This is a genomic window from Streptomyces sp. NPDC038280 (genome assembly GCF_055600045.1).
Window position 1 is genome coordinate 213,759 of record NZ_JBVJYZ010000004.1, and the last position, 26,592, is coordinate 240,350.

Here is a 26,592-nt window from a genome sequence, read left to right on the forward strand (position 1 = left end):
GGATCCGACCGGTCACCGCTAGCGGACGAGGCCCCAGCGGAAGCCGAGCGCGACGGCGTGCGCCCGGTCCGAGGCGCCCAGCTTCTTGAACAGTCGCCGGGCGTGCGTCTTGACCGTGTCCTCGGAGAGGAAGAGCTCGCGCCCGATCTCCGCGTTGGACCGACCGTGGCTCATGCCCTCGAGCACCTGGATCTCACGCGCGGTGAGCGTCGGGGCCGCACCCATCTCGGCCGACCGGAGCCGGCGCGGAGCGAGCCGCCACGTCGGGTCGGCCAGCGCCTGGGTGACGGTCGCGCGCAACTCGGCGCGTGAGGCGTCCTTGTGCAGATAGCCGCGGGCACCGGCGGCGACCGCGAGCGCGACACCGTCCAGGTCCTCGGCGACGGTGAGCATGATGATGCGGGCGCCGGGGTCGGCGGAGAGCAGTCGGCGGACGGTTTCCACGCCACCCAGACCGGGCATGCGCACGTCCATCAAAATAAGATCCGAGCGGTCCGCACCCCAGCGGCGGAGGACTTCCTCGCCGTTGGCCGCGGTGGTCACGCGCTCGACGCCGGGCACGGTCGCGACCGCGCGTCGAAGCGCCTCTCGGGCAAGCGGGGAGTCGTCGCAGACGAGGACGGATGTCATGGCCGCCCTCCGCAGCTGATGCGCGTCACCTTGAGCCTCCAGGGCTGGTACGTATCGTCATCTGTGCGGTTGACACCCCCGGACACTTGCCCGAGTGCTTGTTCTCTCAACCGCCTCCGCACTCTCAACGACGGTCACTCGAAAGAGTTACGGGTAGGACGGCCGACTTCGGCACTCTACGTGAGGGAGCGCACACGCAGGAGAGCACCGCAGGTCGTCCGCCCTTGTTCAGACCTATGCCCCATTTAGCCCGATTTCTTCCCTTTATGTGGTGTCTATGGCTAGATTCGCAATGAGTCATATTTACATCTACTTAGACAGTAGTTGTACGGTCGGATCAGACCCACCAGCCGTCCGTCGGCCGTCGGCGGACCCGTCGGGCACGAGTGGCCCCACACATCAGCCATCAACCCGCCCACCACCTATCCGTTCAGTACGGTTTCAAGGGGACAAGCGCAATGGCAGATTTCTCCCGCCTTCCCGGACCCAACGCCGACCTGTGGGACTGGCAACTCCTCGCAGCCTGCCGGGGGGTGGACAGTTCCCTGTTCTTCCATCCCGAGGGAGAGCGCGGCGCGGCACGGAGTGCGCGTGAGAACTCGGCGAAAGAGGTCTGCATGAGGTGCCCGGTACGCGCGCAGTGCGCGGCACACGCACTCGCCGTACGTGAGCCCTACGGCGTGTGGGGCGGCCTCACCGAGGACGAACGCGAGGAACTCATGGGTCGGGCGCGCAACCGTCTGATCACCACAGCCGCTTCGAGCACGGCCGGCGCGACGCGCACCTGAAGGAACGTTTCTGCACAGGATCTGCACAGAGGGTCGCCATCGGCACCCGGTGGCCCCGTCGGCCGGAAGGGCGGCTTCTACGCGCGCGCGGCGGCCCGGGTCAGCTGATCCAGCGTCGCGGCCACGGCCGGCACCTGCGCGAGGTCCGGCAGGGTGAGCGCGACGATCTCGCGCTCCACGGGGGGTTCCACGGTCACGGTTCTCGCACGCTTGGGGCGGACCGACTCGATGGCCAGCTCGGGCAGTACCGCCACTCCCAGGCCGGCGCCGACCAAACCGACCACCGCGGGGTAGTCGTCGGTGGCGAAGTCGATGCGCGGGGTGAAACCGGCGCTCTCGCACACCTCGATCAACTGGCGGCGGCAGCGCGGACACCCGGCGATCCAGGGCTCCTCCGCCAGATCGCCGATGGAGACGGAGCCGGCCTCGGCGAGCCGGTGACCCTCGGGGACGAGGCCGACGAGGCGGTCGACGAGCAGGGGGCGGACGACGAGGTCGTCCCATTCGGCGGCGCCCGTGCCGTAGCGGAAGGCCAGCGCCACATCGCAGTCGCCCTCGCGCAGCATGTCCACCGAGCGGGGCGGCTCGGCCTCCACGAGCGAGACGCGGGTGCCGGGGTGGGCCGCGCGCAGGGCGGCGAGCGCGGTGGGGACGAGCGTGGAGCTGCCGCTCGGGAAGGAGACCAGCCGGACCCGGCCGGCCCGCAGACCCGCGATGGCGGCCACTTCCTCCTCGGCCGCGGTGAGGCCGGCGAGGATGCCGGCCGCGTGCCGGGTGAGGGCCTCCCCCGCCTGGGTGAGGCGCATCTCGCGTCCCGTACGGATGAGGAGCGGGGTGCCCGCGGAGGTTTCGAGGGCCTTCATCTGCTGGCTGACTGCGGGCTGCGTGCAGCCCAGCTCGCGCGCGGCGGCGGAGAAGGAGCCGGTGGCGGCGACGGCGCGCAGGACGCGCAGGTGGCGGGCCTCGATCATTCCTTGAGCATAAGGGACTCTTGGGTTTGACGCCGAATACCGAACTGCTTCTTTGGGGGCGGTCACTTAGGGTGCCCGCTATGAAGGTACTGAGCGTCAATGTCGGGCAGGCGAGGCCCGTGGAGTACACCGATGCGCCCTCGGGAACGACGGGCGTCGACAAGCGGCCCGTCGAGGGGCCGGTCGCCATCTCGGCGCCGGGGGCCAAGGGGACGGGGGCGAGCGGGGTCGCCGGGGACGCGGTGTGCGACCTGCGGTTCCACGGCGGCGACGACCGCGCGGTGTACGCCTTCGCGCGCGAGGATCTCGACGTCTGGGAGAAGGAGCTGGAACGCCCTCTCTCCAACGGACAGTTCGGGGAGAACCTGACCACGAGCGGACTCGATGTGAACGGTGCGCTGATCGGGGAGCGCTGGGCGGCGGGGTCCGTGGTCCTGGAGGTGACCGGGGGCCGCATCCCCTGCCGCACCTTCGCCGGCTTCCTCGGCGAGAAGGGCTGGGTGCGGCGCTTCACTCGGGCGGGGGCACCGGGCGCGCTGCTGCGGGTGATCGAACCCGGGGAGGTCGCGGCGGGCGACCCGCTCCGGGTGGTGCACCGGCCGGCCCACGACATCACCGTGTCACTGCTGCACCGGGCGGCGACCACCGAGCGCTCGCTGCTGCCGCGCACGCTGGTCGCGGCCGAGTGGATGGAGTCCGGGCTGCTGGAGGTGGCGCGGTCCCACACGGCCAAGTACGGGGAGTAGGAGCGGTGGCGCGGGCGCCGCAGGCGCGTACGTCGCCCGCCGACGCGGGCACTAACGTGCCGCGTATGACGACTGCACTGATTACAGGCGCTACGGCCGGGATCGGCGCCGCCTTCGCGCGGCGCCTGGCGGCGAACGGACATGACGTGGTGCTGGTGGCCCGCGATGTGAAGCGGCTTCGGGAGCACGCGACCGAGCTGCACGACCGGCATGGCGTCGAGGCGGAGGTGCTGGCGGCCGACCTGTCCGAGGACGACGGGATCGCGGCCGTGGAGGCACGTCTGTCCGACCCGAAGCAGCCGGTGGATCTGCTGGTGAACAACGCCGGGTTCGGGAACAAGGGCCGGTTCCTGGAAGTGTCGATGGCCGACGAGCTGAAGATGCTGAAGGTCCACTGTGAGGCCGTGCTGCGGCTGACGTCGGCGGCCGCGGAGTCGATGCGCGGGCGGGGCAGGGGCGGCGTGGTGAATGTCGCGTCGGTGGCGGCCTTCGTGCCCCGGGGGACGTACGGCGCGTCGAAGTCGTGGGTCGTGCAGTTCACTCAGGGCGCGGCGCGCGACCTGTCGGGGAGCGGGGTGCGGCTGATGGCGCTCTGCCCGGGCTTCGTGCGGACGGAGTTCCACGAGCGGGCCGGGATGGGTACGGACAACATTCCCGGCTGGATGTGGCTGGACGCCGACAAGCTGGTGGAGACGGCGCTGGCGGATCTGGCGCGGGGCAGGACGCTGTCCATTCCTGACGCGCGCTACAAGGCGTTGATGGGTGTGGTGAAGCTGGCCCCTCGCGGCCTGCTCGGAGGGGTGAGCTCCAAGGCGGGGCGCGCGTACGGCCCTCGCTAGAGGGTGAGGTGGGCCGTGGTTCCGTTCCGCCAGGTCACTCGGATCGTCCGGTCCGTGACCTGGATGTCGGCGAGCGTGGCGACCGGTGCGGGGTCCGGCTCGTCGGTGAGCGAGGCGAGGGCGATGAAGAGCGCCTCGGGGCCGGTGACCGTGGCGTGCAGGGCGGCGGTGCGGGAGCGGGGGCCCTGGAGGGTGGAGCCGGTGGTGAGTTCGACGGTCTCGGCGCACCGCGGGTAGCCGTGGACGGGGTGCAGTTGGGCGGTGGGCCCGCCGGGGGTGGTGGCCCAGCCGGTCTGGCGTACGGCGGTGCCTTCGGGCGCGCCGAGCACCAGATGGGCGCGGACCTCGGCGCGGCCGTGCGCGACGGTGGCGGAGAGGACCCGCACACCGGGGCGGGGCGTGTGGTGCGAGGCGGCCCAGTCCGGTCCGGTGCCGAGCGGGGTGGCGGGGCCGCGGGTGGTGACCGTGCCGTCGAGGACGAGGGCGAAATGGTTGTCGGCCTGGTCACCGGGGGCGGTGGGGCCGGTGCGGGTGGAGTAGGCGAAGCGGGCGTAGCCCGGGTCGTCGTGGCGGCCGACGTGGTTGCTGCCGTGGTTGTGAAGGCGTACGAGTCCGTCGGCGGCGGTGGACTGGACGAGCAGGCCTGGTGCGTGGAGGGCGGTGACCGCGTCGGAGGTCTCGGCGGGGAGCGGCTCCTCGGGATCGGTCCACGCCGGGTGATCGGCGGGCAGGAGGAGGCCGAGGAAGCCCTTGGACGCCCAGTAGGGAGAGGCCGGGCCCGAGTAGTGCTGGACGAGCGGCGGGTACGGGCCGTGCCAGCCGAGGGTGAGCAGCCCGCGCGCGTCGGTGGCACCCTGGTCGAGGAAGTGGCGCAGGGTGCCGGAGGCGAGGCGGCGGGTGGCACCGGGGGTGAGCGGGGTGTGGCCGGTGAGGGCGCCGAGCCAGGGGGCGGCGGCCGCGGCGAATCGGTAGGTGAGCGAGCGGCCGTACGGAAGGGGCGAGCCGTCGCGGTCGAAGAGGCGGACGTATCCCTCGAGTTGGGCCCGCAGCCGCGGACCGTACCGGGTGAGGAGTGCCTGGTCGCCGGAGAGGTGGGCGTGCAGCACGGGGTAGAAGTGCAGGGCCCAGGCGTTGTAGTGGTCGAAGGCGCGGTTGTCGCCGTCGCTGTACCAGCCGTCGCCGAGGTACCACTCCTCGATCCGGGCGAGGGAGCGGTCGATGGTGGCGGTCGCGCGGTCGGTCTCGATGCCCGCGTCCTGGAGGAAGCCGGCGACGGTGAGGCCGAAGAGCCACCAGTTGTTGTCGACGGGTGAGGGCCCGAGGGCCGGCAGCAGCCAGTCGACGACCTGGTGACGGGTGCGGTCGTCGAGCGTGTCCCAGAGCCAGGGCCGGGTGAGGCGAAGGGCGAGGGCGACGGACGCCGCTTCGACGACGGCCTGGCGGACATCCGCCATGAGCGGCCATGTGTCACTGCAGTCACCCAAGTCACTGCAGTCACTGCAGTCACTGCTGTGGTCCGCGTGCGTGCAGGGGCCCGGGTGGGCGCCGGGTTCAGTGCCGGCGGCGAGGCCCTCGGCGTAACGCACGAGGTGGCCGTGTGGGTCGTCGCCCTGGGCGCCCGCGACCCGGAGCGCGGCGAGGAGGAACGTGCGGGCGTAGCCTTCGAGGCCGTCGGAGCGTGCCCCTGACCAGCTGGGACGGTCGCCGGGAAGCTGGATCAGGCCATGGCGGGGCGAGGCGTACGGCCTGACGGCCAGGAGGAGTTCGTCGGCGGCGGCCTCCCAGTGAGCGCGGGTCCACCCGGTGTACGGGCTGAGGACACGGTTCTCGGGCGGCGTGGGCATGAGGCTCCCCTGGAGATCGGCTCGTGGAGATCGGCTCGCTGCGTCGCCGGAATGATGGACATGGCCCTGATCGACCGTCAATGGATCGGACCGAATGATCGAAACTCCCGTCGTTCGATCACGCGTGCACTAAGGTCTGGCTACCCGGGCGACTCCTGACCCGGCCACCCCACCACGAGGGAGACTTCCGCCGTGCGCGCGAGTGCTGCTGAACGTCACGACCGACTGCTGGCCCTGGTGCGGGAGCGCGGTTCGGCGCGCGTCTCGGACCTGGCCGCGCTGCTCGGGGTCTCCCCGGTCACCGCCCGCCGGGACGTGGAGGCCCTGGCCGCCCAGGGCCATCTGGACCGGGTGCACGGCCAGGTCTCCTGGCCGGCGCCGCAGCGTGAACGGGGAATCCCGCGGGCCGGTGCGGGCCTGGTCATCGGCCTGCTCGCACCCTCGTCGACGTACTACTTCGCCGAGGTCATCCGGGGGGCCCACGAGGCGGCGGCGCGGGCCGGGGCGCGGCTGGTCCTGCGCGTCTCGGACTACCGGCCCGAGGACGACCGCGCCCGGACGGAGGGGCTCCTCGCGGCGGGCGCCGAGGGCGTGCTGGTCGCCCCCGGCTGGCGGGCGCCGGAGGACCGGGCCGCGTACGGCGACTGGCTGGCCGAACTGCCCGTCCCCGCCGTGCTCGTGGAGCGGCGCGCGGCGCCCGGCTCCCCGATGGACGGCCTCGACCGGGTGTCGTCCGACCACCGGCACGGGGTGCTGCTCGCCGTACGTCATCTGGTGGGGCTCGGGCATGGATCGCCTCTGCTCGTGGCCCGTTCGGACAGCCCGACGGCGCTCGCCGTGCGCGCCGGGTACGGCGAGGCGCTGGACGCGCTGGGACTGCGGGCGCCGGGACCGGTGATCGATTCCATGCCGGCCGAAACCCACCCGGAGAAGTTCGAGGAGGCGGTGGCGGCGATCCGGTCGGCGGTCGTCTCGGGCGGGGCGAGGGCCGCGCTCGTCCACAACGACGTGGACGCCATCCAGATGGTGCAGCGGCTCGCCGAGCTCGGGGTGCGGGTGCCGGACGATCTGGCCGTGATCGCGTACGACGACGAGGTCGCCGCCCTCGCGCCCATTCCACTGACGGCGGTCGCCCCGCCCAAGCGCCAGGTGGGGCGCCACGCCGCGGAGTTGCTGCTCGAGCGGCTCAGCGGCGGCGCGGACGAGGACGGCGACGCGGGCACCGGCCAGGACGAGGAGGCTCCCAGGCGCCATCTGAGCCTGCTCCCCCGGCTGCGCGTCAGGGCCTCGTGCGGAGCGGTCCGGGCCTGAGCCGGAGGGGGAACCCTCACCTCTGATCGATCTGACCTTTTTTCGATCAATCAATCTTTCGCTCTTGACTTCGGTCAGAACTGGTCCAAGGATCGCGGCCACAACGTCCATGCCGCCCGTCCTCAGGAGCCGTGCCGTGAGCCGCAGTTGGAGCAGAACATCTCGTGTCATAGCCGGCGCCGCCACCGCCCTCGCCGTCCTGACGGCCTGCGGCGGCAGCGGTGACGGCACGTCGGCCCAAGGGTCCGACGGCAAGCCCGTGACCATCACCTTCTGGGGCTGGGCCAAGGGCTCCAAGGATGTCGTCGACGCCTTCAACGCGTCGCACAAGAACATCCAGGTGACGTTCGAGGAGATCCCGTCCGGCAACGCCGGCGGCTACGCCAAGATCTCCAACGCCGTGAAGGCGGGCAACGCCCCCGACCTGGTCTCGATCGAGTACCCCTCGCTGCCCGAGTTCGTCAGCGCCGGCTCCCTGCAGGACATCGGCGCGCACTTCTCGCAGGACGACCGGAAGAAACTGCTTCCGCGGGCCGTCGAACTCACCACACTGGGCGGCAAGACCTGGGCCGTCCCGTTCGACGCCGCGCCGCAGGCCTTCTACTACCGCAAGGATCTCTTCGCCAGGTACGGCGTGACCGTCCCCACGACCTGGGACGAGTTCAAGGCCGCCGCCGAGAAGGTGAAGAAGGCCGACGGCAAGGCGCGGATCGCCACCTTCTTCCCCGACGACCCGACCACCTTCGAAGCCATGGCCTGGCAGGCCGGCGCCCAGTGGTTCAAGGCCGAGAACGAGACCTGGAAGGTCGACACCACCGACCCGGCGACCACCAGGGTGACCGCGTACTGGCAGGGCCTGCTCGACGCCGGACTGGTCCACAACAACGCCTCGTTCAGCCCGGAGTGGACCGGCTCGCTGAAGAACGGCACCACCATCGGCTACCTCGGCGCGTCCTGGGGCGCGGGCGTCCTCAAGGGCACCCTCCCCGAGCAGAGCGGCAAATGGGCCGTCGCCCCGGTGCCGACCTGGGACGGGAAGCCGGCGAGCGGGATGCTCGGCGGCTCCACCTTCGCCGTGACCAAGGGCAGCAAGAAGGCGGCCGCGGCGGTCGAGTTCGCCGCCTGGATGGCGACCACGGAGGAGGGCGTCACGGCACGCATCGCCTCGGGCACCTCCAGCGCCTTCCCCGCCGCCACCGCGCTGCGCCCCGTCGCCAAGAAGTCCTTCGACGCCGGCTTCTACGGCGGGCAGGACATCTACGCGCTGTTCGAGACCGCCGGTGCCTCCATCGGGCCGAACTGGACCTGGGGCCCCGCGACCGGCACGACCAACAACGCCATCAAGGACCGGTTCGGCAAGGTCAAGGGCGGTGGCACCACCCTCGCCGACGCCGTCAGGGCCGGGCACGACGCCACCGTGGCCGAGCTGACCAAGCGCGGTCTGAAGGTCGAGGGCTGACGTCGATGAAGGCCCGCACCCGCGCCGCCACGGTGCTGCTCGCCCCCTTCTTCACCCTGTTCACCGCGGTGATGGTGGTGCCGATCGGCTACGCGCTCTGGCTCAGCCTGTTCACCGAGAAGCAGTCGGGACTGGGCTTCGGCGGCACCGAGACCGTCTTCAGCGGCCTCGGCAACTACCTGGCGGCGCTGGGTGACCGGGCCTTCCTCGACGGCTTCGGCGTACTGCTCGGATACTGCCTCCTCTACATCCCCCTGCTGCTCGCCGGAGCCCTCGCACTCGCCCTGCTGCTCGACTCGGCACTGGCCCGGGCCCGTCGCTTCTTCCAGCTCGCGCTGTTCCTGCCGCACGCCGTCCCCGGCATCATCGCCGCGCTGATCTGGGTCTACCTCTACACCCCCCAACTCAGCCCCGTCGTCGAGGCGATGGAGTCCGGCGGCATCGGTCTCGACTTCTTCTCCCCCGGTGCCGCACTCCCCTCCGTGGTCAACATCGCCCTGTGGGAGTGGCTCGGCTACAACATGGTGATCTTCTACGCGGCCCTCCAGGCGATCGACCGGTCCGTCCTCGAAGCCGCCACCGTGGACGGAGCCGGCGCCTGGCGCATCGCCTTCAGCATCAAACTCCCCCTCATCCGTGCCTCCCTGGCGATGGTCGGCCTGTTCACCGTCATCGGCTCGCTGCAGCTGTTCACCGAGCCGCTGATCCTCAACAAGGGCACGGGCTCCGCCGTCACCTCCACCTGGACCCCGAACATGTACGCCTACACCGCGGCCTTCGACCGCAACGACTACGGGCTCGCCGCCGCCGCTTCCGTACTCCTCGCGCTCACCGCGGCGCTGCTCTCCTTCGCGGTCACCCGCCTCACCGGACGGAAGGGGAAGCGCCCGTGACGAACCGCCGGCTCTCCAAGACCGCCGTCAACGGAGCGCTGCTCCTCGCCGTCGTCTACATGCTCTTCCCCCTCGTATGGCTGGTCACCGCCGCCACCAAGGACGCGGGTGGTCTGCTCGCCGGGAACGCCTTCTCCTTCGAGGGCTTCGATTTCGGCGGCAATCTCACCCGCCTCGCCGACTACGGCGACGGCGTCTACTTCCGCTGGTATCTCAACAGCCTGCTGTACGCGGGCGGCGGGGCCGTCGCCTGCTCGCTGATCAGCGTCGCCGCCGGCTATGCCTTCGACAAGTACGACTTCCCGGGCAAGGAGAAGCTGTTCGGCGTGGTCCTGCTGGGCGTGCTCGTCCCGACCACCGCCCTCGCCCTGCCCATGTATCTGCTCGCCAGCGAGACCGGCATCGTCAACACGTACTGGGCCGTGCTCATCCCGGTTCTGGTGAACCCCTTCGGCGTCTATCTCGCCCGGGTCTTCAGCGCCGGCTACATCCCCGACGAGGCCCTGGAGGCCGCGCGTATGGACGGGGCGGGCGAACTGCGCACCTTCTGGTCGATCGGTCTGCCCATGGTCATGCCGGGCTTCGTGACCGTCTTCCTCTTCCAGTTCACCGCGATCTGGAACAATTTCTTCCTCCCCCTGGTGATGCTGTCGGACCAGAACCTCTTCCCGCTGAGCCTGGGTCTCTACGCGTGGAACAGCAACGCCCACGCGGAACCGGACTTCTACCCCCTCGTCGTCACCGGCTCGCTGCTCGCCATCGTCCCCCTGGTCGTCGCCTTCGTCTCGCTCCAGCGCCACTGGAAGGCCGGTCTGACCGCCGGCAGCGTCAAGTGACGAGCACACCAGGCCAAGTGAGGAGCTTCAGTTCCACCATGCACCACGCCACTGACAACCGGCCCGCGCTGCTGCTGGCGATGGCACCGGACATCGCGCAGCGCCTGCTCACCGACGCCCACCGCACCCGCCTGGCGGCCCTGACCCGCACCGACCCCCACCTGGTCGCCCACGATCTCACCGACCCCTCCCCGGCCGTGGCACGGGCGCTCGACCGGGCGGAGGTCCTCCTCACCTGCTGGGGCGCCACGCCGCTGACGCCCGAGATCCTCGACCGCGCGCCCCGGCTGCGGGCCGTCGTCCACGCCGCCGGCTCGGTCAAACACCACATCACCGACGCCTGCTGGGAGCGCGGCATCGCGGTCACCTCGGCCGCCGGCGCGAACGCCCTCCCCGTCGCGGAGTACACGCTCGCGACCATCCTGCTCGCGGGCAAGCGGGTCCAGCGGTCCGCACACCTCTACGGGGAGCTGCGCGCCGCGCACGACTGGCGCCGGGAACTCGACGATGCCGGGAACTACCGCCGTACGGTCGGGATCGTCGGGGCCTCGCGCATCGGGCGCCGGGTCATCGAGCTGCTGCGCCCCTTCGACCTGCGGGTCCTGCTCTACGATCCGTTCGTCACCGCTGCCGAGGCGGCCGCGTTCGGCGTCGAGCTCGCCTCCCTGGACACCCTGTGCGCGCGGAGCGCGATCGTGTCCGTCCACGCCCCGGAGCTCCCGGCCACGTACCGGATGATCGGCCCGCGCCAGCTCGGCCTGATGCGCGAGGGGGCCACGCTCATCAACACCTCGCGCGGCTCGCTGATCGACGAGCCCGCCCTGCTGCCGCATCTGATCTCGGGCCGTCTCCACGCGGTCCTCGACGTCACCGACCCGGAGCTGCCGCCCCCGGACTCTCCCCTCTACACGCTGCCGAACGTCCTGCTCACCCCGCACATCGCCGGGTCCCTCGGCAATGAACTGCACCGGATGGCCGACCAGGCGCTGGACGAGCTGGAGCGCTTCTCGCGCGGTGAGCCCTTCGCCGACCCGGTGCTCCCGGGGGCACTGAACCGATCGGCCTGAAAAACGCCCCACTGTCTAAAATGGTGCTTGTCCGACCTAATCGGGAGGCACCATGACATTCGTGCAGATCATCGACTGCAAGACGGAGCGGTTCGACGACATGAACCGGCTCCTGGACAAGTGGATCGAGCAGACCCAGGGCAAGCGGACCGCCACCCACAACGTCCTCGGCAAGGACCGCTCCGACGGCTCCCACCTCGTGGAGATCGTCGAATTCCCGTCCTACGAAGTGGCGATGAAGAACTCGAAGCTTCCCGAGACCGACCGGATCTTCCAGGAAATGGTCGCGCTGTGTGACGGGATGCCGACGTTCATGGACCTGGACGTGGTCCGCGACGAACAGCTCTTCAAGACGACGTCCCGCCGGTTCTTCGAGCTGCTCGCCATGAAGGGCGAGCTGCCCCCGCTCGACGAGGTGCTCGCGGAGAACTACCACGACCACGATCCCGGCAACGATCCGGACGCCATCGGCATGGACGCGTTCCGGCGCGGCGCCGAGGAGTGGCGCGGCGGCTTCGACTTCGTCTTCGACATCGAGGACCAGATGGCCGAGGGCGACCGGGTGTGCACGCGTATGACCTGGAAGGGCACGCACACGGGCGAATTCATGGGGATCGCTCCCACCGGCAAGACCGTCTCCATGACCGGCACGGTCGTCCACCGCTTCCGTGAGGACGGCAAGATCGAGGAGGGCTGGTGGCAGTACGACCGGCTCGGCCTGATGGGCCAGCTCGACGTACTGGAAATGTGACGCAGCCAGAAGGAACGACACACAACCGCACAAGGCAAGCAGAAGACCCCCGTCCCACCGCTGAGCCGCAGGGGAACGGGGGCCTTCTCAAGACCGGGACCTTCTCAGGACCGGGGCCTTCTCAGGACCGGGGCCTTCTCAAGACCGGGGCCTTCTCAAGACCCGGCCTTTTCAGGACCCGGCCTTCTCAGACCGGGTCCCGCGGACCTGAAGGGTCTCAGTGGGAGTGACCGTGGCCGTGGCCGTGGCCCGCGTCCGCCGGCTCCTCTTCCTTCTTCTCGACGACCAGGGTCTCGGTCGTGAGCAGCAGGGAGGCGATCGACGCGGCGTTCTCCAGGGCGGAGCGCGTGACCTTGACCGGGTCGATGACGCCGGCCTTCACCAGGTCGCCGTACTCGCCGGTGGCGGCGTTGAAGCCGTTGCCCTTCTCCAGCTCCGCCACCTTCGAGGTGATGACGTAGCCCTCGAGGCCGGCGTTCTCGGCGATCCAGCGCAGCGGCTCGACGGCGGCGCGGCGGACGACCGCGACACCGGTGGCCTCGTCGCCCGACTTGCCGAGGTTGCCCTCGAGGACCTTGACGGCGTGGACCAGCGCGGAGCCACCACCGGAGACGATGCCCTCCTCGACCGCGGCGCGGGTCGCGGAGATGGCGTCCTCGAGACGGTGCTTCTTCTCCTTCAGCTCCACCTCGGTGGCGGCGCCGACCTTGATCACGCACACGCCGCCGGCCAGCTTCGCGAGGCGCTCCTGGAGCTTCTCGCGGTCCCAGTCGGAGTCCGTGGACTCGATCTCGGCCTTGATCTGGTTGACACGGCCCGCGACGTCGTCGGCGTTGCCGCCGCCGTCGACGATGACCGTCTCGTCCTTGGTGATCGTCACGCGGCGGGCGGTGCCGAGCACGTCCAGACCGGCCTGGTCGAGCTTGAGGCCGACCTCCTCGGCGATGACGGTGGCACCGGTGAGGGTGGCCATGTCGCCGAGCATCGCCTTGCGGCGGTCACCGAAGCCGGGGGCCTTCACGGCGACGGCGTTGAAGGTGCCACGGATCTTGTTCACGACCAGGGTCGACAGGGCCTCGCCCTCGACGTCCTCGGCGATGATCAGCAGCGGCTTGCTGGAGCCGGCCTGGATGACCTTCTCGAGGAGCGGCAGCAGGTCCTGGATCGAGGAGATCTTGCCCTGGTGGATCAGGATGTACGGGTCGTCGAGGACGGCCTCCATACGCTCCTGGTCGGTCACCATGTACGGGGACAGGTAGCCCTTGTCGAAGGCCATGCCCTCGGTGAAGTCGAGCTCCAGGCCGAAGGTGTTGGACTCCTCGACGGTGATGACACCGTCCTTGCCGACCTTGTCCATCGCCTCGGCGATGAGCTCGCCGACCTGCTGGTCCTGCGCGGAGAGCGCGGCGACGGCGGCGATGTCGGACTTGTCGTCGATCGGGCGGGCGGTCGCGAGGAGCTCCTCGGACACGGCCTTCACCGCGGCGTCGATGCCCTTCTTCAGGGCGGCCGGGGACGCGCCCGCGGCGACGTTGCGCAGACCCTCGCGGACCAGCGCCTGGGCCAGTACGGTGGCGGTGGTGGTGCCGTCACCCGCGATGTCGTTGGTCTTGGTCGCCACCTCCTTCACGAGCTGGGCGCCGAGGTTCTCGTACGGGTCGTCGAGCTCGACCTCGCGGGCGATCGTGACACCGTCGTTGGTGATGGTGGGGGCGCCGAACTTCTTGTCGATGACGACGTTGCGGCCCTTGGGGCCGATCGTCACCTTCACCGTGTCGGCAAGCTTGTTGACGCCGCGCTCAAGGGCGCGACGGGCGTCCTCGTCGAACTTCAGGATCTTCGCCATGGGAGCGGTTCAGCCCTCTCGGAATTCGTTTTAACGAACTGCGCCCCTGGACGCCCGGGTATGGGGGTCAGGGGCGCAGCTCAAAGCATCTGCTTCGGGTGAATTACTTCTCGACGATCGCGAGCACGTCGCGAGCCGAGAGGACGAGGTACTCCTCGCCGTTGTACTTCACCTCGGTGCCGCCGTACTTGCTGTACAGCACGATGTCGCCGGTCTGGACGTCGAGCGGCAGGCGCTCGCCGTTCTCGAAGCGGCCCGGGCCCACGGCCAGGACGACGCCCTCCTGGGGCTTCTCCTTGGCAGTGTCCGGGATGACCAGGCCAGAGGCGGTGGTCTGCTCGGCGTCGAGCGGCTGGACCACAATGCGGTCCTCGAGCGGCTTGATGGCAACCTTGGAGCTGGTGGTCGTCACGATCCGACCTCCCCCTTCGGAGATCTCACGGGGTTAACTGTCTGAGGTGGCGACCAGGTGGATCCGTCGTCGCGGGTGCCGGACCTGCCCGTCGCTGTGTTGGCACTCTCCAGTGGGGAGTGCCAGTGCCGAGACTATGACCGGGATTAGCACTCGGTCAAGCGGAGTGCCAATTCAGCGGCGGCGCGGCGTTTTTCGCGCCCGGTCCGTCAGGGCGCCGGCCGCCCCGCCGCCGGGCGCGTGCCGCGGCCCCACCTCCTGCGCCGCCTTCTTGCCCAACCGCTCGATGGGGTCCACCGCGGGCGCGCACCCGGCGCCGACGAGCAGAACACCGGCCGCCAGGGATCCCGCCAGCAGCCGGCGCGTACGCGTCATGGACGGGACCCCCACCGGGTCATACGTAGTCCTCCAGCTTCGCCACGGCGTAGCCCTTGTCCGTGATCGTCTTCATCACCTGACGGATCATGTCCGCCATGGTGCCCTTCCAGTCCTCGCGGCCTCTGAAGTGCGTGAGCACGATGTCGCCGGGGTGCAGGTCCCGGTCCCACTCGCGCCACTCCATCCGGTCCGGGAACGCCTCGGCCGCCCACAGCGGCACGGCCTTGACCCCGCAGGACTTGGCGGCCCGCAGGGTGTCCTCGTTGTAGTTGCCGAACGGGGGCCGGAAGAGCGGCGGGCGCTTGCCGTACCGCTTCTCGATCTTCTCCTGCTGGCCGCAGATCTCCCGCTCCTGCTGTTCGTAGGAGAGCCCGGGCATATAGCGGTGGTTCAGGGTGTGGTTGTGCAGCGCCACTCCGCGGTCCTGCATCTTCTGGAAGTAGCCGTAGTCGTCCTTCACCAGGTAGTCGCTGAGGAAGGCGCTGTACGGGATTTTCAGCTCGGTCATCATCCGCAGCAGCTCGGGGTCCTTCTCCGAGCCGTCGTCGATCGTCAGGAAGACGACCCTGTCCTTGGTCGGCACGGTGGTGAAGACCGGCGGCAGGTCCTCGCCGTCGGTTTCGAAGCCCTTGCGGGTGGTGATTTTCGGCTTGACGGCGGGCGGCGGCGGCGCGGCGAGCGGGACCTTGGCCAGGCCCCACTTCTTCGCGGCGACGGCGCGCGCCGCCCGGGCCCGCCGGGTTCGCTCGACATAGGCGGCCAGTGCCCCCGCCGCGCCGGGCGCCTGCCGGGGCTGGCCGGCCGCCGGCCCCGCCGAGGGTTCCCGACCGGCCGCCGCCCGGGGCCCCCGCTCCCCCTCCGGCGGCTCCGCGGCACACCCGGAACCCAGGGCGGCGGCCAGCACGACCGCCCCGACGACCGCCGGCCGGAAGCATCGCAACATTTGGATATGGTCCTTTTGTCGTACTAGCTGCATGGCGCCGCATCCTGTCAGCGCGAACGCCCCGCGCCGGGCCGACACCGCCGCCGGACGCGCACCATCCCCCGCCTGGCCCACAATGGGGCGGGTGACCGATCTTGTTCCCTTCTCCGCGCTCCTCGGCCCCGAGGGTCAGGCCCTGCTCGCCGCCCTGCGGGACTACGACCCGGCCCAGGAGCTGGCGATCGCCTCCCGGCTGCGTCGCGAGCACCCGGCCGGGCTGGTGTCGGCCGCCCTGTCCCAGGCGAGGCTGCGGCAGCGGGCGGTGGCGAAGTTCGGTGCCGAGGACGCGTACCGGATGTACTTCACCCCGAACGGGGTCGAGCAGTCCACGCGCGCGTCCGTCGCCGCGTACCGGGCCCGCCGCTTCCAGGACATCGGCCCCGCCTCGATCACCGATCTGTGCTGCGGCATCGGCGGTGACGTGCTCGCCCTCGCCCGTGCGGGGTTCGTGGTCGAGGCGGTCGACATCGACCCCCTGACCTGCGAAGTGGCCCGGGCCAACATCGAGGCGCTGCTCGGCGACGCGCCGGTCACGGTCGTGACGGGGGACGTGGCCGAGGTCGAGCCGGCCGGCGAGGCCCTCTTCATCGATCCGGCGCGCCGGGGCGGGCGGGGTCGCATCTTCGATCCGGAGGCGTATTCGCCCCCGCTGTCCTGGGCGATCGGGGCGGTCCGCGAACGAGGAACCGGCGCGATCAAGATCGCCCCCGGCATCCCCCACGAGCTGGTCCCCGACGACTTCGAGGCCGAGTGGATCTCCGACGGCGGCGACGTCAAGGAAGCGGTGCTCTGGCACCACGCCCCGGGCCCCCGCACGAGCCCCGTCGTCCCCGGCGCCCGTCGCGCCACCCTCCTCCCCTCCGGCGCCTCCCTCACCGGCCGCGGCCTGCCGAATCCGCCGGTCCGCACGGTCGGCCGCTACCTCTACGAGCCCGACGGCGCCGTCATCCGCGCCCATCTGGTCGCCGAAGTGGCCGAAGACCTCGACGGCGGACTGATCGACGAGACGATCGCGTACATCACGGCCGACGAGCTGCGCCCCACGCCCTATGCCACGGCCTACGAGATCACCGACGAACTCCCCTTCAACCTCAAGAAGCTGAAGGCCCTGCTGAAGGACCGCGAGGTCGGCACACTGACGGTGAAGAAGCGCGGCTCGGCGGTCGAGCCCGAGGAGCTGCGCCGCAAGGTGAAGCCCAAGGGCCCGAACTCCGCGACGGTCTTCCTCACCCGCGTCGCGGGAGCGCCCGCCATGCTGATCGGCGGGCCGGCGTAACGATGGCCCTGCACCCCGAGGGGATACTCACCAGCGGCCCGCTCGCGCTCCTCGCCGGGCTCGCCGCCGACGGCCCCGACCCGCTGGAGTGGGAGGTGTTGCGCCTCAAGCGGACGACCCGCACCGAGCACTGGGACGCGCCCTGGCGGCGGACGCTGCAGCCGCTCGCCTCCCAGCTCGACTACCTCTCGGTCACCTTCACCGACGCGTTCTTCGCCACCTGCCCGGCGGACACCCGGCGCTCGTGGACCGCCGCCGCGGGCCCCAGGAGCGTTCCCGGTTTCATGACCGACCTGGCCATGCTGCTGCGGCTGGCCGACCGGCAGGGGGAACCGGGGTACGACGAGGTGCCCCTGGCGCCCTGGGAGGCGCGGGCACGCTTTCCCTTGCTGTTCGGCATGGACACATGGGCCTACGACGAGGAGTTCACCTCCTTCGAGGAGAGCCTGCGCGACTTCATCGCCAACGAACACCCGTACTGTTTCGAGGAGTTGATGCCCCGCCTCGCGCAGGCCCTCGAGGCGCGGGCGCTGTGCGCGCGCTCGGAGGCGTTCGCCGCGTCCCTGCGGTCGTACGCGCCCGAGGCGACCGCGCAGGCACTGGACACCCTCGCCCGCGTCACCTTCGCGCACATGGAGGAGCACCATGGCTGACTCGCCCCTCGCCGTCCTCAGGGACGATCCGTTTCCCGAACTGTTCGGGCCCCCGAGCCAGGTGGCGCTCAGCGCCGACGGCCGGTGGATCGCCGCCATGTCGGTGACCAGCGCCTCCAGCACACTCGCCCTCTACCGCGCCGCCGATCTGAGCTGTGCGCACCTGCTGGTGTTCACCATGGAGGCCGATTCGATCGCCTTCCACCCCGTCCTCCCGGTCCTCGCCATCGGCTGCGACAACGGCGACGAGTACGACCGCAACGGCAGCCTCACCCTCTTCGAACCCGACACCGGACACCGCGTCGACTTCCCCGATCCGCGCTGCGGAATCGAGGCCGTGCGCTGGTTCGACGAGCGCACGCTCGAGATGGACCTGTTCTTCTACGACTCCGGTGACTCCTGGAGCGGGGACCCGGTGGACGCCCGCTGCCGGATCGAGCGGGACGACTGGCTCGGCCTCGCTCCCGACGCGGTCGACCTGGCGGCGCTGCCCCGGCTGCCGTACGACCCGTGGACCGACGACCGGGAGCCCCCTCCTCCCGGGCCTTCCCTGCGGACGCTCGCCGCCGCGGCGGGACGGTCCTGGGACGGCCGGGGCCGCGTCCAGGACGTGGCCGCGCTCTCCGACGGCCGGGTGCTCGCGGTCCGTACGGGCACCGTCCTGGAGTGCTGGGCGCCGGACGGATCACCGCTGTGGTCGGTCCCCGCCCCCTCGCCGGCCGGCGGAGCGAGCATCGCGCTCGCCGCCGACGAACGGACCGCGCGGGTCGCCGTGCCCGGCGAGGACGCGCGGAAACGGACGGACTTCCCGCTGATCGACACGGCCGACGGCTCGGTCCTCGACCGGTGCTCCGTGGACTTCTCGGCCGCGCTGTCCGCGCGGACGGACGGCACCTGGGCCGTGCGCGACACCTACAACCGCAGCATCGACGCCGAGGACCCCACCCCGCCCAACACCCGTGTGTTCGCGCACGACGGGACGCCCCTCGGCTCCTTCCACGCACCCGACCGGTACGACATGACCCCGCTCCGCGTCCGCCGCGGCCCCGAACTGCTCTACGGACGGCGCGACACCGTGGTCGCTCTGGCCCACGACGGCACACCCGCACCGCTGTTCACCGTGGACCGGCCCCTCGGCCCCGCGGTGTACGTCCACGACGGTGCCGGACCCGCCCTGCTCCACGGCCACAAGCAGCTCGTGCGCCGTGCCTTCCCCTCCGGCGCGCCGGGGTGGAGCCACCCGCTGGACTCCCCCGCCACGGCGCTCGACGCGCACGCCGGCGTCCTGCACGTCGTCTGCGAGGACGGCACCCTGCTCGCCGTGGACGCCCTGGACGGGACCGTGCTCCGGCGTCGCCTGATCCCGCGGTACGTCCCGCTCTCCCTGAGCGCGGCCCCCGACGGCACGGTCCTGATCGGCACGCTCTCCGGGCAGATCCTGCGCTACTGACCGGCCGAAAGGGCTCGCCGCCGGGGGCGCGATCAGACGTAGTCCTCCAGGCGGGCCACCGTGAAGCCCTGCTCCTGTATGTGCCGGAGCATGTTGGCCGTCATCTCGGTCATCGTCGTGCCCTTGAGCTCCGAGGGGCCGCGGAAGTGGGCCAGGATGATGTCACCGGGGTGCAGCTTCTTGTCGGCGCGCTGGTACTGCATGTTCGTGATCTGCATCGACTCGCGCCACAACACGATCGCGTCGAGCCCGCACTGCCCGGCCGCGGCCCGCGTGGACTCGTTCCAGTTGCCGTAGGGCGGGCGCATGAGGCGGGGGGTGGTCCCGTACTCCTTGGCGAGTCTGGTCTGCTGCCCGCATATCTCGTGCTTCTGGGCCCCCGCGCCCAGGGTGCGCAGGTTGGGATGGGTCAGCGTGTGGTTCGCGACGCCGCTTCCCAGCTGCCGCAGCGGCGTGAAGTAGCCGTAGTCGCCGCGGATCGCCGCATCGGTGAGGAACATCGTGACCGGGATCTTCAGGTCCCGCATCATCTCGACGAACTTGGGGTCCTTCTCGGCGCCGTCGTCGAAGGTGACGAAGACGATCTTCTCCTTCGTCGGTATCTCACTGATCACCGGCACCGTGCCGCCGCCGGTCCTGACCGGCTTGGTCTTCGGGGGCGCGGGCGGCGCGGCGAAGGGCTTCAGACCCCACTTGCGGTAGGCGGCCGCGGTCGCGGCCTCACCGCCGTCCGCCGTCGCGGACGGCGCCGGGGTGGGCGGCGCCGTGGACGCGGCCTTCGGATCGTCCCCGCGCCGCGCCTGGTCCGCGGACGCCGGGATCCCCACCGAACAGCCCGAAAGCAGCAAAGCAGCGGCCAGCGCCGCGCCCGCGATCCTCTTCCCCACCCGAAACCCCACGTCCGAACGTCTGCACCATTCCTGCCTACTGCTTGATGGCGGAATGAGGCGTTCGGTTCCCCGTGGGGCCCAGAAGGCTCAGGTGCCGTGCGACTCGAAGCGCCAGCGGTGCACCGGACGGGTGATCAGATCGTCGGCCGGCTCGGGCAGTTCGGGCAGATCGGCGTCGTACGCGGCGTCCCACCAGGTCATCACGAGCACCCTGTCCTGGGGCGCCGAGAAGAGCTCACGGCGCAGCGGCTCGGCCGCCAGCTCCTGCGCCCGGGCCCATTCGAGGAGTTCGGAGCCCCTGCCGTGCACGGCCCGCGCCTCCCACATCAGGGTCACCGTCGTCACGAGTACAGGTTCTCCTTGCTCACCTCGTGCACATGGTCGTGGTCGTGCGTGTGACCGGGCACGTGCGGGTCCGTCACCGGCAGCGAGGAGTCCGCGGACAGCTCCAGGTCCGAGGCCGGCCGGTTGCGCGCCACCATCTCCGCGCCGAGCGCCGCGACCATCGCGCCGTTGTCCGTGCACAGTCCCGGCCGGGGCACGCGCAGCCGGATGCCGGCCCGCTCGCACCGCTCCTGCGCCAGCGCGCGCAGACGGGAGTTGGCCGCGACGCCACCTCCGATCATCAGATGGTCGACGCCCTCGTCCTTGCAGGCCCGGACGGCCTTGCGGGTGAGGACATCCACGACGGCCTCCTGGAAGGACGCCGCCACGTCGCGTACGGGCACCTCCTCGCCCGCCGCCCGCTTGGCCTCGATCCAGCGGGCCACCGCGGTCTTCAGGCCGGAGAAGGAGAAGTCGTACGCGGGGTCGCGGGAGCCGCTCAGCCCGCGCGGGAAGGCGATCGCCTCCGGGTCGCCCTCCTTGGCGAGCCGGTCGATCACCGGACCGCCCGGGAAGCCCAGGTTCAGCACCCGCGCGATCTTGTCGAAGGCCTCACCGGCCGCGTCGTCGATCGTCGCCCCCATCGGGCGGACGTCGGCGGTGATGTCGGGGGCGAGCAGCAGCGAGGAGTGGCCGCCGCTGACCAGCAGGGCCATCGTCGGCTCGGGCAGCGGCCCGTGCTCCAGCTGGTCGACGCAGATGTGCGAGGCCAGGTGGTTCACCCCGTACAGCGGCTTGTTCAGGGCGTACGCGTACGCCTTCGCCGCCGAGACGCCCACCAGCAACGCGCCCGCGAGCCCGGGGCCCGCCGTGACCGCGATGCCGTCGAGATCCCGCGCGGAGATCCCGGCGGTCTTCAGCGCCCGCTCGATGGTCGGCACCATCGCCTCCAGGTGGGCGCGCGAAGCGATCTCCGGCACCACACCGCCGAACCGTGCGTGGGTGTCCACGCTGGACGCGATCGCGTCCGCGAGCAGGGTCGTACCCCGGACGATGCCGACACCGGTCTCGTCGCAGGAGGTCTCGATACCGAGTACGAGCGGTTCGTCAGCCATAGTCACGTCTCTGTTCCTTGAACGGTCAGTCGCATCACGAGCGCGTCGACATTGCCCGGCTGGTAGTAGCCGCGCCGGAAGCCGATGGGCTCGAAGCCGAAGCGCTCGTACAGCTTCTGCGCCCGGGTGTTGTCCACGCGCACTTCGAGGAGCACTTCGTCGCACTCGAAGGCCGTGGCGTACTGCAGCAGGTCGGTGAGGAGCCGGGCGCCGAGGCCCGTCCCCCACTGCTCACGGGCGGCGGCGATGGTCTGGACGTCACCGAGCCCGCCGGCGGCCGCAAGGCCCGCGTAGCCGACGAGCCGGCCCTCCGCGTCCTGTGCGACCACATAGCGCCGAGAGGCCCCCGGGCCGCGCGCATGGGCCAGCTCGGACCAGAACATCCCCGCCGACCAGGCGTCCTCGGGGAAGAGGTCGTGCTCCAGCTCCAGCACCGGCCCGATGTCCCACCAGCGCATTTCGCGCAGTGCCGCGGTGGTGCTCACCGGGGAGTGACCACCTTGTAGTTCTTCGGCACCTGCGCGTCCGGCCGCCGCAGATACAGCGGGGTCGGGGGAAGGAAGTCCTCGCCCGCCGCCAGGCGTTCCGCGGCCAGCGCGGCGAGCGCGGCCGCGGACTGGTGCTCGGGACCGCGGGCGTCCGGGAAGACCTCGGGGTACAGGGCCGCGCCCGCGCCGACCGCCGGGAGCCCGGCGACCCGCTCGGCGATCTCGGCGGGCCGGTCGACGGCCGGCTCCCCCGCGCGCGTACGGAATCCGTCGTACCGCGCCCAGTAGACCTCCTTGCGGCGCGCGTCCGTCGCCACCACGAAGGGCTCCTCGAGCCCCGAGGCGTACGCGAGACCGTCGAGCGTGCACAGGCCGTGCACGGGGACCCCGAGCACCGAGGCGAAGGTGGAGGCCGTCACCAGGCCGACGCGCAGTCCGGTGTACGGACCGGGGCCGACGCCGACGACGACACCCGTCACCGCGTCCAGGGCGAGACCGGCCTTCGTGAGGACACGGTCGACGGCGGGCAGGAGCAGTTCCCCGTGCCGGCGGGCGTCGACCTGACTGGACTCGGCGACGACGGACTCCCCGTCGTGCAGGGCGACGGTGACGGCGGGCGTGGCGGTATCAACGGCGAGCAAGAGCACGCGAACAGCCTACGGCTCCGGCGCCCAAGGCACGGCGCCCCGCCCCTCTTCCGCTCGGCTGCTACCGTCACCTCCGACAGGGCATGGGGGTAGCTCCCGGGCGGAAAGCTCAGGGAGAGAGAGGTGGGCACCGTGGCGAGGAGCAGCTCGGGATTCGTGGCCGGGCTCACGGCGGCGGCGCTCGCCGCAGTCGGCTTCCTCGCCTACCAGGCGTCGGCCTCCCTCCCCGCGGACCTGGCGGCCACGCCCGAGGCCCCGATCGTGAGCCCCACCCTCCCCACCGCCGGTGCCCCGCCGAAGAAGGTCAAGGACCCCCTCGCGGTTCCGGCGCACTCGGGCACCGGCATGCGCGTCGTGTACGGCCTCGGCGACCGGCGCGTTTGGCTGGTGGAGAGGAACGGCAAGCCGTCGCGCGCCTTCAGCGTCAAGCCGAGCACGGTCAGCCCGCGGCCCGGTACGTACGCGGTGACGTCCCGCTCCAACTCCGTGCGCGGCACCGACGGTGTGCGCGTGGAGCACGTCGTGCGGTTCACGGTCGCGCAGGACGTGCCGATCGGTTTCAGCGCGGCGGTGGACGGCACGCTCCCGAGCCCGGATCCCTCCCGTAAGACAGGCGGGATCCGGATGAAGCGGGCGGACGGCGACGCGCTGTGGACCTTCGCGACGATCGGCTCGAAGGTGGTCGTCGTCCCCTGACGACTTTCCCCCGTACGGGCTACGCGGCGTCCCGCCCGGTGGCCCGCTCCACGTGGTTCACCTCAACCACCCGGACCCGGTCTGTCCTTTGACCGGCCTCGGCCCCGGCCTGACCGGGCGGGGTGGACACGGCCGTGGCCGCCTCGCACGACGCCAGCAGTTCGCGCATCGACAACGCGGTCGGCCGCGGCCGCGCGGCAGGCTTCTCGGGCGCCGGCATGGTGCCTCCTGGGGCTCCGGGGGCAGCGTGGTTAGGTAGACCTAACCAGTTCGTGGTCCCATGTCACCACGCCTCGTACGACCGGCGCAACATCTTGCCGACGTCTTGTCGGAACACACAGGCCGATCGCGCCGGACTAGCCCAGGGCGAGATCCGCCTCGGACCAGCGGGCGCCCAGGCCCCTCAGCGTCACCTGGCGGCGGTCGTCGTCCGTGTCGCCCACGACCCGGTGGATCAGTACGTGCAGCCGGTCCTCGGAGAGGTCCTCGACCTTTCCGTCGCCCCACTCCACGACCACGACCGACTCGGGCAGCGAGACGTCGAGGTCGAGGTCCTCCATCTCGTCGAGCCCGCCGCCCAGCCGGTAGGCGTCGACATGGACGAGGGCGGGGCCGCCGGTGAGCGAGGGGTGCACGCGGGCGATGACGAACGTCGGCGAGGTGACCGCCCCGCGCACCCCGAGGCCTTCGCCCAGGCCCCGGGTCAAGGTGGTCTTCCCCGCGCCCAGTTCGCCGGTGAGCATCACCAGGTCGCCCGGGCGCAGCAGGGCGGCGAGGCGCCGGCCCAGCTCCTGCATCTCTCCGGGCGAGTCGACGGAGAGGAGAGCGGTGGTCTCGTTGGTCCCGGCGGTCCGGGACGTCTCGACGGTGTCGGTGGTCCGGGGCGCCCCGGTGGTTCCGGCGGGCTCAGCCCCGGGGATGTGCGGTGCTTCCATACGGGCCAACGTTAGCCGCTTCCGGCACCGCGCCGACCCTCGCCAGCAGGTCCGCCAGCCGGTCGGTGACCGCCTCCGGATGCTCCAGCATCACCAGGTGCCCGGCGTCCGGCACGATGACCAGCTCCGCGTCGGGCAGCAGGTCGGCGATGGCCTCGGTGTGCGAGCTGGGGGTGACCAGATCACGGTCCCCGGCCAGGGCGAGGACAGGCACCTCCCGGAAGATGTCGAGCGCCTCCGCCTTGTCGTGCTCGGTGAACGCCGGGTAGAACTCGGCGACCACGTCGATCGGCGTGCTCTCGATCATCCGCTCGGCGAAGCGGGCCACGGCCGGGTCGACGTCCCGGGACGAGAACGAGTACCGCTTGATCAGCCCGGCGAACAGGTCCGCGGTGGCCCGCCGGCCCCGCTCCACCAGCTCCGCCTGGGAGCCGAGCGCCCGGAGCACGCCGGGGAGCACCCGTCGTACGGCGTTGACCCCGGCGACCGGCAGACCGTAGTTGACCTCGCCCAGCTGCCCGCAGGACGTCCCGACGAAGGCGACACCCACGACCCGTTCCCGGATCAGCTCCGGGTACTGCTCGGCCAGGGCCATCACCGTCATGCCGCCCATCGAGTGCCCGACCAGTACGAGCGGGCCCTCGGGCACGGCCGCGTCGAGCACGGCCTTGAGATCGCGGCCCAGCTGGTCGATGGTGACGGCCACCCCGTCGGGTCCGGCCTGGGCGATGCCCCGGGCCGAGCGGCCGTGGCTGCGCTGGTCCCAGTGGACCGTCCGGACGATTCCGCGCAGGGCTGCCCGCTGGAAGTGCCACGAGTCCTGGTTGAGGCAGTAGCCGTGGCTGAAGACGACCGTGACGGGCGCGGGGGCCTTGCGGCCGAAGAGTCTGCGGCGGCGGGGCGACGGCGCGTCCGACTCGACCTCGTCGACCTCGTAGTACAGCTCGGTCCCGTCGTCGGCGACCGCCTTGGCGGGGGTGCCGCGCAGCGCGCCGTAGGGCCCGGCGGCGTCGAGGGCGAGGCGGGCCTTGCGGCGCATGCCGCGTCCCACCGTGAGCCGCTCGACGGCGACACCGGCCGCCGCTCCGGCCGCGATCACGCCTATCGCGGCGCCGGCGAATCCGGCGCGCCGCCAGCTGCCCGTGGCAGCGGTGGCGAGTGTCTCGGCGCTGGTCTCGCTCACAACCGCTCCCTAGTGGTCGTCACTCTCGTGCAGATAGACGCGCGGGACGCGCGAACCGATGCGCGTGACGATCTCGTACGCGATGGTGTCCGCCGCGCGCGCCCAGTCCTCGGCGGTCGGCTCGCCCCGGTCGCCCGGCCCGAACAGCACGGCTTCGGCGCCCGGTTCCACCACGTCGCCACCGAGGTCGACGACGAACTGGTCCATGGCGACCCGGCCGGCGACCGTACGGACCTTGCCTCCGACGAGGACCGGGCCGCGCCCTGAGGCGTGCCTCGGGACACCGTCCGCGTAGCCGAGGGGGACCAGCCCGAGGGTGGTCTCCCGGTCGGTGACGTAGTGGTGGCCGTAACTGACGCCGTGCCCCGCCGGGACCTGCTTGACCAGGGCGACACCGGCGGCGAGCGTCATGACCGGCCGCAGACCGAAGTCGGCCGGGGTGCCGAGCTCGGGGCTGGGCGAGACGCCGTACATCGCGATGCCGGGGCGTACGAGGTCGAAATGGGTCTCCGGGAGCGTCAAGGTGGCCGGGGAATTGGCGATGTGCCGCACCTCGGGCTCCACGCCGGCCTTCTCGGCGTACGCCAGCATGGTGTGGAAGACGTCCAGCTGGGCCGCGATGGACGGGTGGCCGGGTTCGTCGGCGCAGGCGAAGTGCGACCAGAGGCCGGTGATCCGCACGAGCCCGTCGCGCTCGGCCTTCAGCGCCTCACCGACCAGCTCGGGCCAGTCGGCGGGCTGGCAGCCGTTGCGGCCGAGGCCGGTGTCGGCCTTGAGCTGGACGCGGGCGGTGGTGCCGGTGCGGCGGGCGGCCCCGGTGACCTCCGCCAGCGCCCACATGCCGCTCACCGACACGTCGATACCGGCCTCGATCACGCGGTCCCAGGGGTCGCCCGGGGTCCACAGCCAGCACAGGATCCGGGCACCGTCGATGCCGGCGGCCCGCAGGGCGAGCGCCTCGTGCGGGGTGGCGGTGCCGAGCCAGGTGGCGCCGGCTTCCAGCGCCGCCCGGGCGCAGGGCACGGCGCCATGGCCGTACGCGTCCGCCTTGACCACGGCCATCACCTGGGCGTGGGGCGCGACACGGGCGCGCAGCGCGCGGACATTGGCGCGCAGCGCGCCCAGGTCGATCTCGGCGCGTGCTCGAAGAGGCGGAGGTGTCTCAGTCATCGCGCCCAGTCT

At 71.3% G+C, this 26,592-nt stretch carries 29 protein-coding genes; 13 read left to right on the plus strand and 16 right to left on the minus strand.

The features are described 5' to 3' along the window. Positions 1–18: 18 nt before the first annotated feature. Positions 19–630, minus strand: coding sequence for a response regulator transcription factor (locus ACZ7J0_RS11775; RefSeq protein WP_003948568.1), 612 nt, complete (start codon positions 628–630; stop codon positions 19–21). A 458-nt stretch (positions 631–1,088) separates the two neighbouring features. On the opposite strand from ACZ7J0_RS11775, the gene ACZ7J0_RS11780 reads away from it, so the two are divergent. After that, positions 1,089–1,418 carry a WhiB family transcriptional regulator gene (locus ACZ7J0_RS11780; RefSeq protein ID WP_470886376.1) on the plus strand — a complete coding sequence of 110 codons (330 nt, stop codon included), beginning with the start codon at positions 1,089–1,091 and terminating at the stop codon, positions 1,416–1,418. A gap of 77 nt (positions 1,419–1,495) precedes the next feature. Here the strand turns inward: ACZ7J0_RS11780 and ACZ7J0_RS11785 are convergent, their stop codons facing one another. Then, a complete protein-coding gene (locus tag ACZ7J0_RS11785) occupies positions 1,496–2,389 on the minus strand; it encodes a LysR family transcriptional regulator (RefSeq protein WP_470886377.1) in 894 nt (297 codons plus the stop codon). Between the two features lie 80 nt (positions 2,390–2,469). Here ACZ7J0_RS11785 and ACZ7J0_RS11790 point away from each other — a divergent pair, with 80 nt between their 5' ends. Together ACZ7J0_RS11790 and ACZ7J0_RS11795 are read left to right on the plus strand one after the other, a co-directional pair. Continuing rightward, a complete protein-coding gene (locus tag ACZ7J0_RS11790) occupies positions 2,470–3,135 on the plus strand; it encodes an MOSC domain-containing protein (protein WP_470886379.1) in 666 nt (221 codons plus the stop codon). Positions 3,136–3,200: 65 nt separating this feature from the next. Continuing rightward, the gene (locus tag ACZ7J0_RS11795; RefSeq protein ID WP_470886381.1) at positions 3,201–3,974 is read left to right on the plus strand and encodes an SDR family NAD(P)-dependent oxidoreductase; all 774 of its coding nucleotides are present in this window, start codon (positions 3,201–3,203) and stop codon (positions 3,972–3,974) included. Here ACZ7J0_RS11795 and ACZ7J0_RS11800 read toward each other — a convergent pair. Further along, positions 3,971–5,818 (minus strand): DUF2264 domain-containing protein, encoded by a 1,848-nt coding sequence (locus ACZ7J0_RS11800; RefSeq protein WP_470886383.1) that lies wholly within the window; start codon positions 5,816–5,818, stop codon positions 3,971–3,973. The two genes, ACZ7J0_RS11795 and ACZ7J0_RS11800, sit on opposite strands and share 4 nt — an antisense overlap. A gap of 192 nt (positions 5,819–6,010) precedes the next feature. Between ACZ7J0_RS11800 and ACZ7J0_RS11805 the strand changes: the two genes are divergently transcribed. From ACZ7J0_RS11805 to ACZ7J0_RS11830, 6 genes are all read left to right on the plus strand, one after another. After that, entirely contained in the window at positions 6,011–7,129 is a 1,119-nt protein-coding gene (locus tag ACZ7J0_RS11805; RefSeq protein WP_470886384.1) for a LacI family DNA-binding transcriptional regulator, read from the plus strand. 136 nt (positions 7,130–7,265) lie between these two features. Then, complete coding sequence (locus ACZ7J0_RS11810; protein ID WP_470886386.1) at positions 7,266–8,588, plus strand: ABC transporter substrate-binding protein; 1,323 nt, start codon at positions 7,266–7,268, stop codon at positions 8,586–8,588. Between the two features lie 5 nt (positions 8,589–8,593). Continuing rightward, positions 8,594–9,481, plus strand: a complete 888-nt coding sequence (locus ACZ7J0_RS11815) for a carbohydrate ABC transporter permease (protein WP_470886387.1) — start codon at positions 8,594–8,596, stop codon at positions 9,479–9,481. Next, positions 9,478–10,317 (plus strand): carbohydrate ABC transporter permease, encoded by an 840-nt coding sequence (locus ACZ7J0_RS11820; RefSeq protein ID WP_470886389.1) that lies wholly within the window; start codon positions 9,478–9,480, stop codon positions 10,315–10,317. The genes ACZ7J0_RS11815 and ACZ7J0_RS11820 overlap by 4 nt, the downstream gene beginning before the upstream one ends. A 38-nt stretch (positions 10,318–10,355) precedes the next feature. Beyond that, positions 10,356–11,384, plus strand: coding sequence for a hydroxyacid dehydrogenase (locus tag ACZ7J0_RS11825; RefSeq protein WP_470886391.1), 1,029 nt, complete (start codon positions 10,356–10,358; stop codon positions 11,382–11,384). Positions 11,385–11,436: 52 nt separating this feature from the next. Beyond that, complete coding sequence (locus ACZ7J0_RS11830) at positions 11,437–12,135, plus strand: ester cyclase (RefSeq protein WP_470886393.1); 699 nt, start codon at positions 11,437–11,439, stop codon at positions 12,133–12,135. 217 nt (positions 12,136–12,352) lie between these two features. Here ACZ7J0_RS11830 and groL read toward each other — a convergent pair whose 3' ends face one another. The 4 genes from groL to ACZ7J0_RS11850 form a co-directional block, all read right to left on the minus strand. Then, a complete protein-coding gene (groL, locus tag ACZ7J0_RS11835) occupies positions 12,353–13,981 on the minus strand; it encodes a chaperonin GroEL (RefSeq protein WP_470886395.1) in 1,629 nt (542 codons plus the stop codon). Positions 13,982–14,084: 103 nt separating this feature from the next. Next, the gene (gene groES, locus ACZ7J0_RS11840) at positions 14,085–14,393 is read right to left on the minus strand and encodes a co-chaperone GroES (RefSeq protein ID WP_073810087.1); all 309 of its coding nucleotides are present in this window, start codon (positions 14,391–14,393) and stop codon (positions 14,085–14,087) included. A 174-nt stretch (positions 14,394–14,567) separates the two neighbouring features. Continuing rightward, entirely contained in the window at positions 14,568–14,768 is a 201-nt protein-coding gene (locus ACZ7J0_RS11845) for a hypothetical protein (protein WP_470886397.1), read from the minus strand. 19 nt (positions 14,769–14,787) lie between these two features. Continuing rightward, positions 14,788–15,714, minus strand: coding sequence for a polysaccharide deacetylase family protein (locus ACZ7J0_RS11850; RefSeq protein WP_470886399.1), 927 nt, complete (start codon positions 15,712–15,714; stop codon positions 14,788–14,790). A gap of 115 nt (positions 15,715–15,829) precedes the next feature. On the opposite strand from ACZ7J0_RS11850, the gene ACZ7J0_RS11855 reads away from it, so the two are divergent. From ACZ7J0_RS11855 to ACZ7J0_RS11865, 3 genes are read left to right on the plus strand one after another with little or no spacing between them, the layout of a single operon-like run. Continuing rightward, positions 15,830–17,029 carry a class I SAM-dependent methyltransferase gene (locus tag ACZ7J0_RS11855; protein ID WP_470886757.1) on the plus strand — a complete coding sequence of 400 codons (1,200 nt, stop codon included), beginning with the start codon at positions 15,830–15,832 and terminating at the stop codon, positions 17,027–17,029. Positions 17,030–17,031: 2 nt separating this feature from the next. Beyond that, complete coding sequence (locus ACZ7J0_RS11860; protein WP_470886401.1) at positions 17,032–17,682, plus strand: hypothetical protein; 651 nt, start codon at positions 17,032–17,034, stop codon at positions 17,680–17,682. Further along, entirely contained in the window at positions 17,675–19,132 is a 1,458-nt protein-coding gene (locus ACZ7J0_RS11865; protein WP_470886403.1) for a hypothetical protein, read from the plus strand. Before ACZ7J0_RS11860 ends, ACZ7J0_RS11865 begins: the two co-directional genes overlap by 8 nt. Positions 19,133–19,164: 32 nt before the next feature. Here ACZ7J0_RS11865 and ACZ7J0_RS11870 read toward each other — a convergent pair whose 3' ends face one another. The 5 genes from ACZ7J0_RS11870 to tsaB form a co-directional block, all read right to left on the minus strand. Continuing rightward, positions 19,165–20,019: a polysaccharide deacetylase family protein gene (locus ACZ7J0_RS11870; protein ID WP_470886405.1), complete on the minus strand. Its 855-nt coding sequence runs from the start codon at positions 20,017–20,019 to the stop codon at positions 19,165–19,167. 90 nt (positions 20,020–20,109) lie between these two features. Beyond that, positions 20,110–20,349, minus strand: coding sequence for a hypothetical protein (locus tag ACZ7J0_RS11875; RefSeq protein WP_470886759.1), 240 nt, complete (start codon positions 20,347–20,349; stop codon positions 20,110–20,112). Positions 20,350–20,363: 14 nt separating this feature from the next. Then, positions 20,364–21,461, minus strand: a complete 1,098-nt coding sequence (gene tsaD, locus ACZ7J0_RS11880) for a tRNA (adenosine(37)-N6)-threonylcarbamoyltransferase complex transferase subunit TsaD (RefSeq protein WP_470886407.1) — start codon at positions 21,459–21,461, stop codon at positions 20,364–20,366. Between the two features lie 2 nt (positions 21,462–21,463). Next, the gene (gene rimI / locus ACZ7J0_RS11885) at positions 21,464–21,919 is read right to left on the minus strand and encodes a ribosomal protein S18-alanine N-acetyltransferase (RefSeq protein ID WP_470886761.1); all 456 of its coding nucleotides are present in this window, start codon (positions 21,917–21,919) and stop codon (positions 21,464–21,466) included. Positions 21,920–21,942: 23 nt separating this feature from the next. Next, positions 21,943–22,596: a tRNA (adenosine(37)-N6)-threonylcarbamoyltransferase complex dimerization subunit type 1 TsaB gene (tsaB, locus tag ACZ7J0_RS11890; RefSeq protein WP_470886409.1), complete on the minus strand. Its 654-nt coding sequence runs from the start codon at positions 22,594–22,596 to the stop codon at positions 21,943–21,945. Positions 22,597–22,728: 132 nt separating this feature from the next. On the opposite strand from tsaB, the gene ACZ7J0_RS11895 reads away from it, so the two are divergent. Beyond that, on the plus strand, positions 22,729–23,292 hold the full coding sequence (locus ACZ7J0_RS11895; RefSeq protein ID WP_470886411.1) for a L,D-transpeptidase: 564 nt from the start codon (positions 22,729–22,731) through the stop codon (positions 23,290–23,292). A gap of 19 nt (positions 23,293–23,311) precedes the next feature. On the opposite strand, the gene ACZ7J0_RS11900 is transcribed toward ACZ7J0_RS11895, so the two are convergent. The 4 genes from ACZ7J0_RS11900 to alr all read right to left on the minus strand — a co-directional run bounded on the left by ACZ7J0_RS11900 (position 23,312) and on the right by alr (position 26,580). Further along, positions 23,312–23,512 (minus strand): hypothetical protein, encoded by a 201-nt coding sequence (locus ACZ7J0_RS11900; protein ID WP_470886412.1) that lies wholly within the window; start codon positions 23,510–23,512, stop codon positions 23,312–23,314. Positions 23,513–23,648: 136 nt separating this feature from the next. Further along, positions 23,649–24,227 (minus strand): tRNA (adenosine(37)-N6)-threonylcarbamoyltransferase complex ATPase subunit type 1 TsaE, encoded by a 579-nt coding sequence (gene tsaE / locus ACZ7J0_RS11905; RefSeq protein ID WP_470886414.1) that lies wholly within the window; start codon positions 24,225–24,227, stop codon positions 23,649–23,651. After that, positions 24,199–25,410, minus strand: coding sequence for an alpha/beta fold hydrolase (locus tag ACZ7J0_RS11910; RefSeq protein ID WP_470886416.1), 1,212 nt, complete (start codon positions 25,408–25,410; stop codon positions 24,199–24,201). Before ACZ7J0_RS11910 ends, tsaE begins: the two co-directional genes overlap by 29 nt. 9 nt (positions 25,411–25,419) lie before the next feature. After that, the gene (gene alr, locus ACZ7J0_RS11915) at positions 25,420–26,580 is read right to left on the minus strand and encodes an alanine racemase (RefSeq protein ID WP_470886418.1); all 1,161 of its coding nucleotides are present in this window, start codon (positions 26,578–26,580) and stop codon (positions 25,420–25,422) included. Between the last annotated feature and the right edge of the window lie 12 nt (positions 26,581–26,592).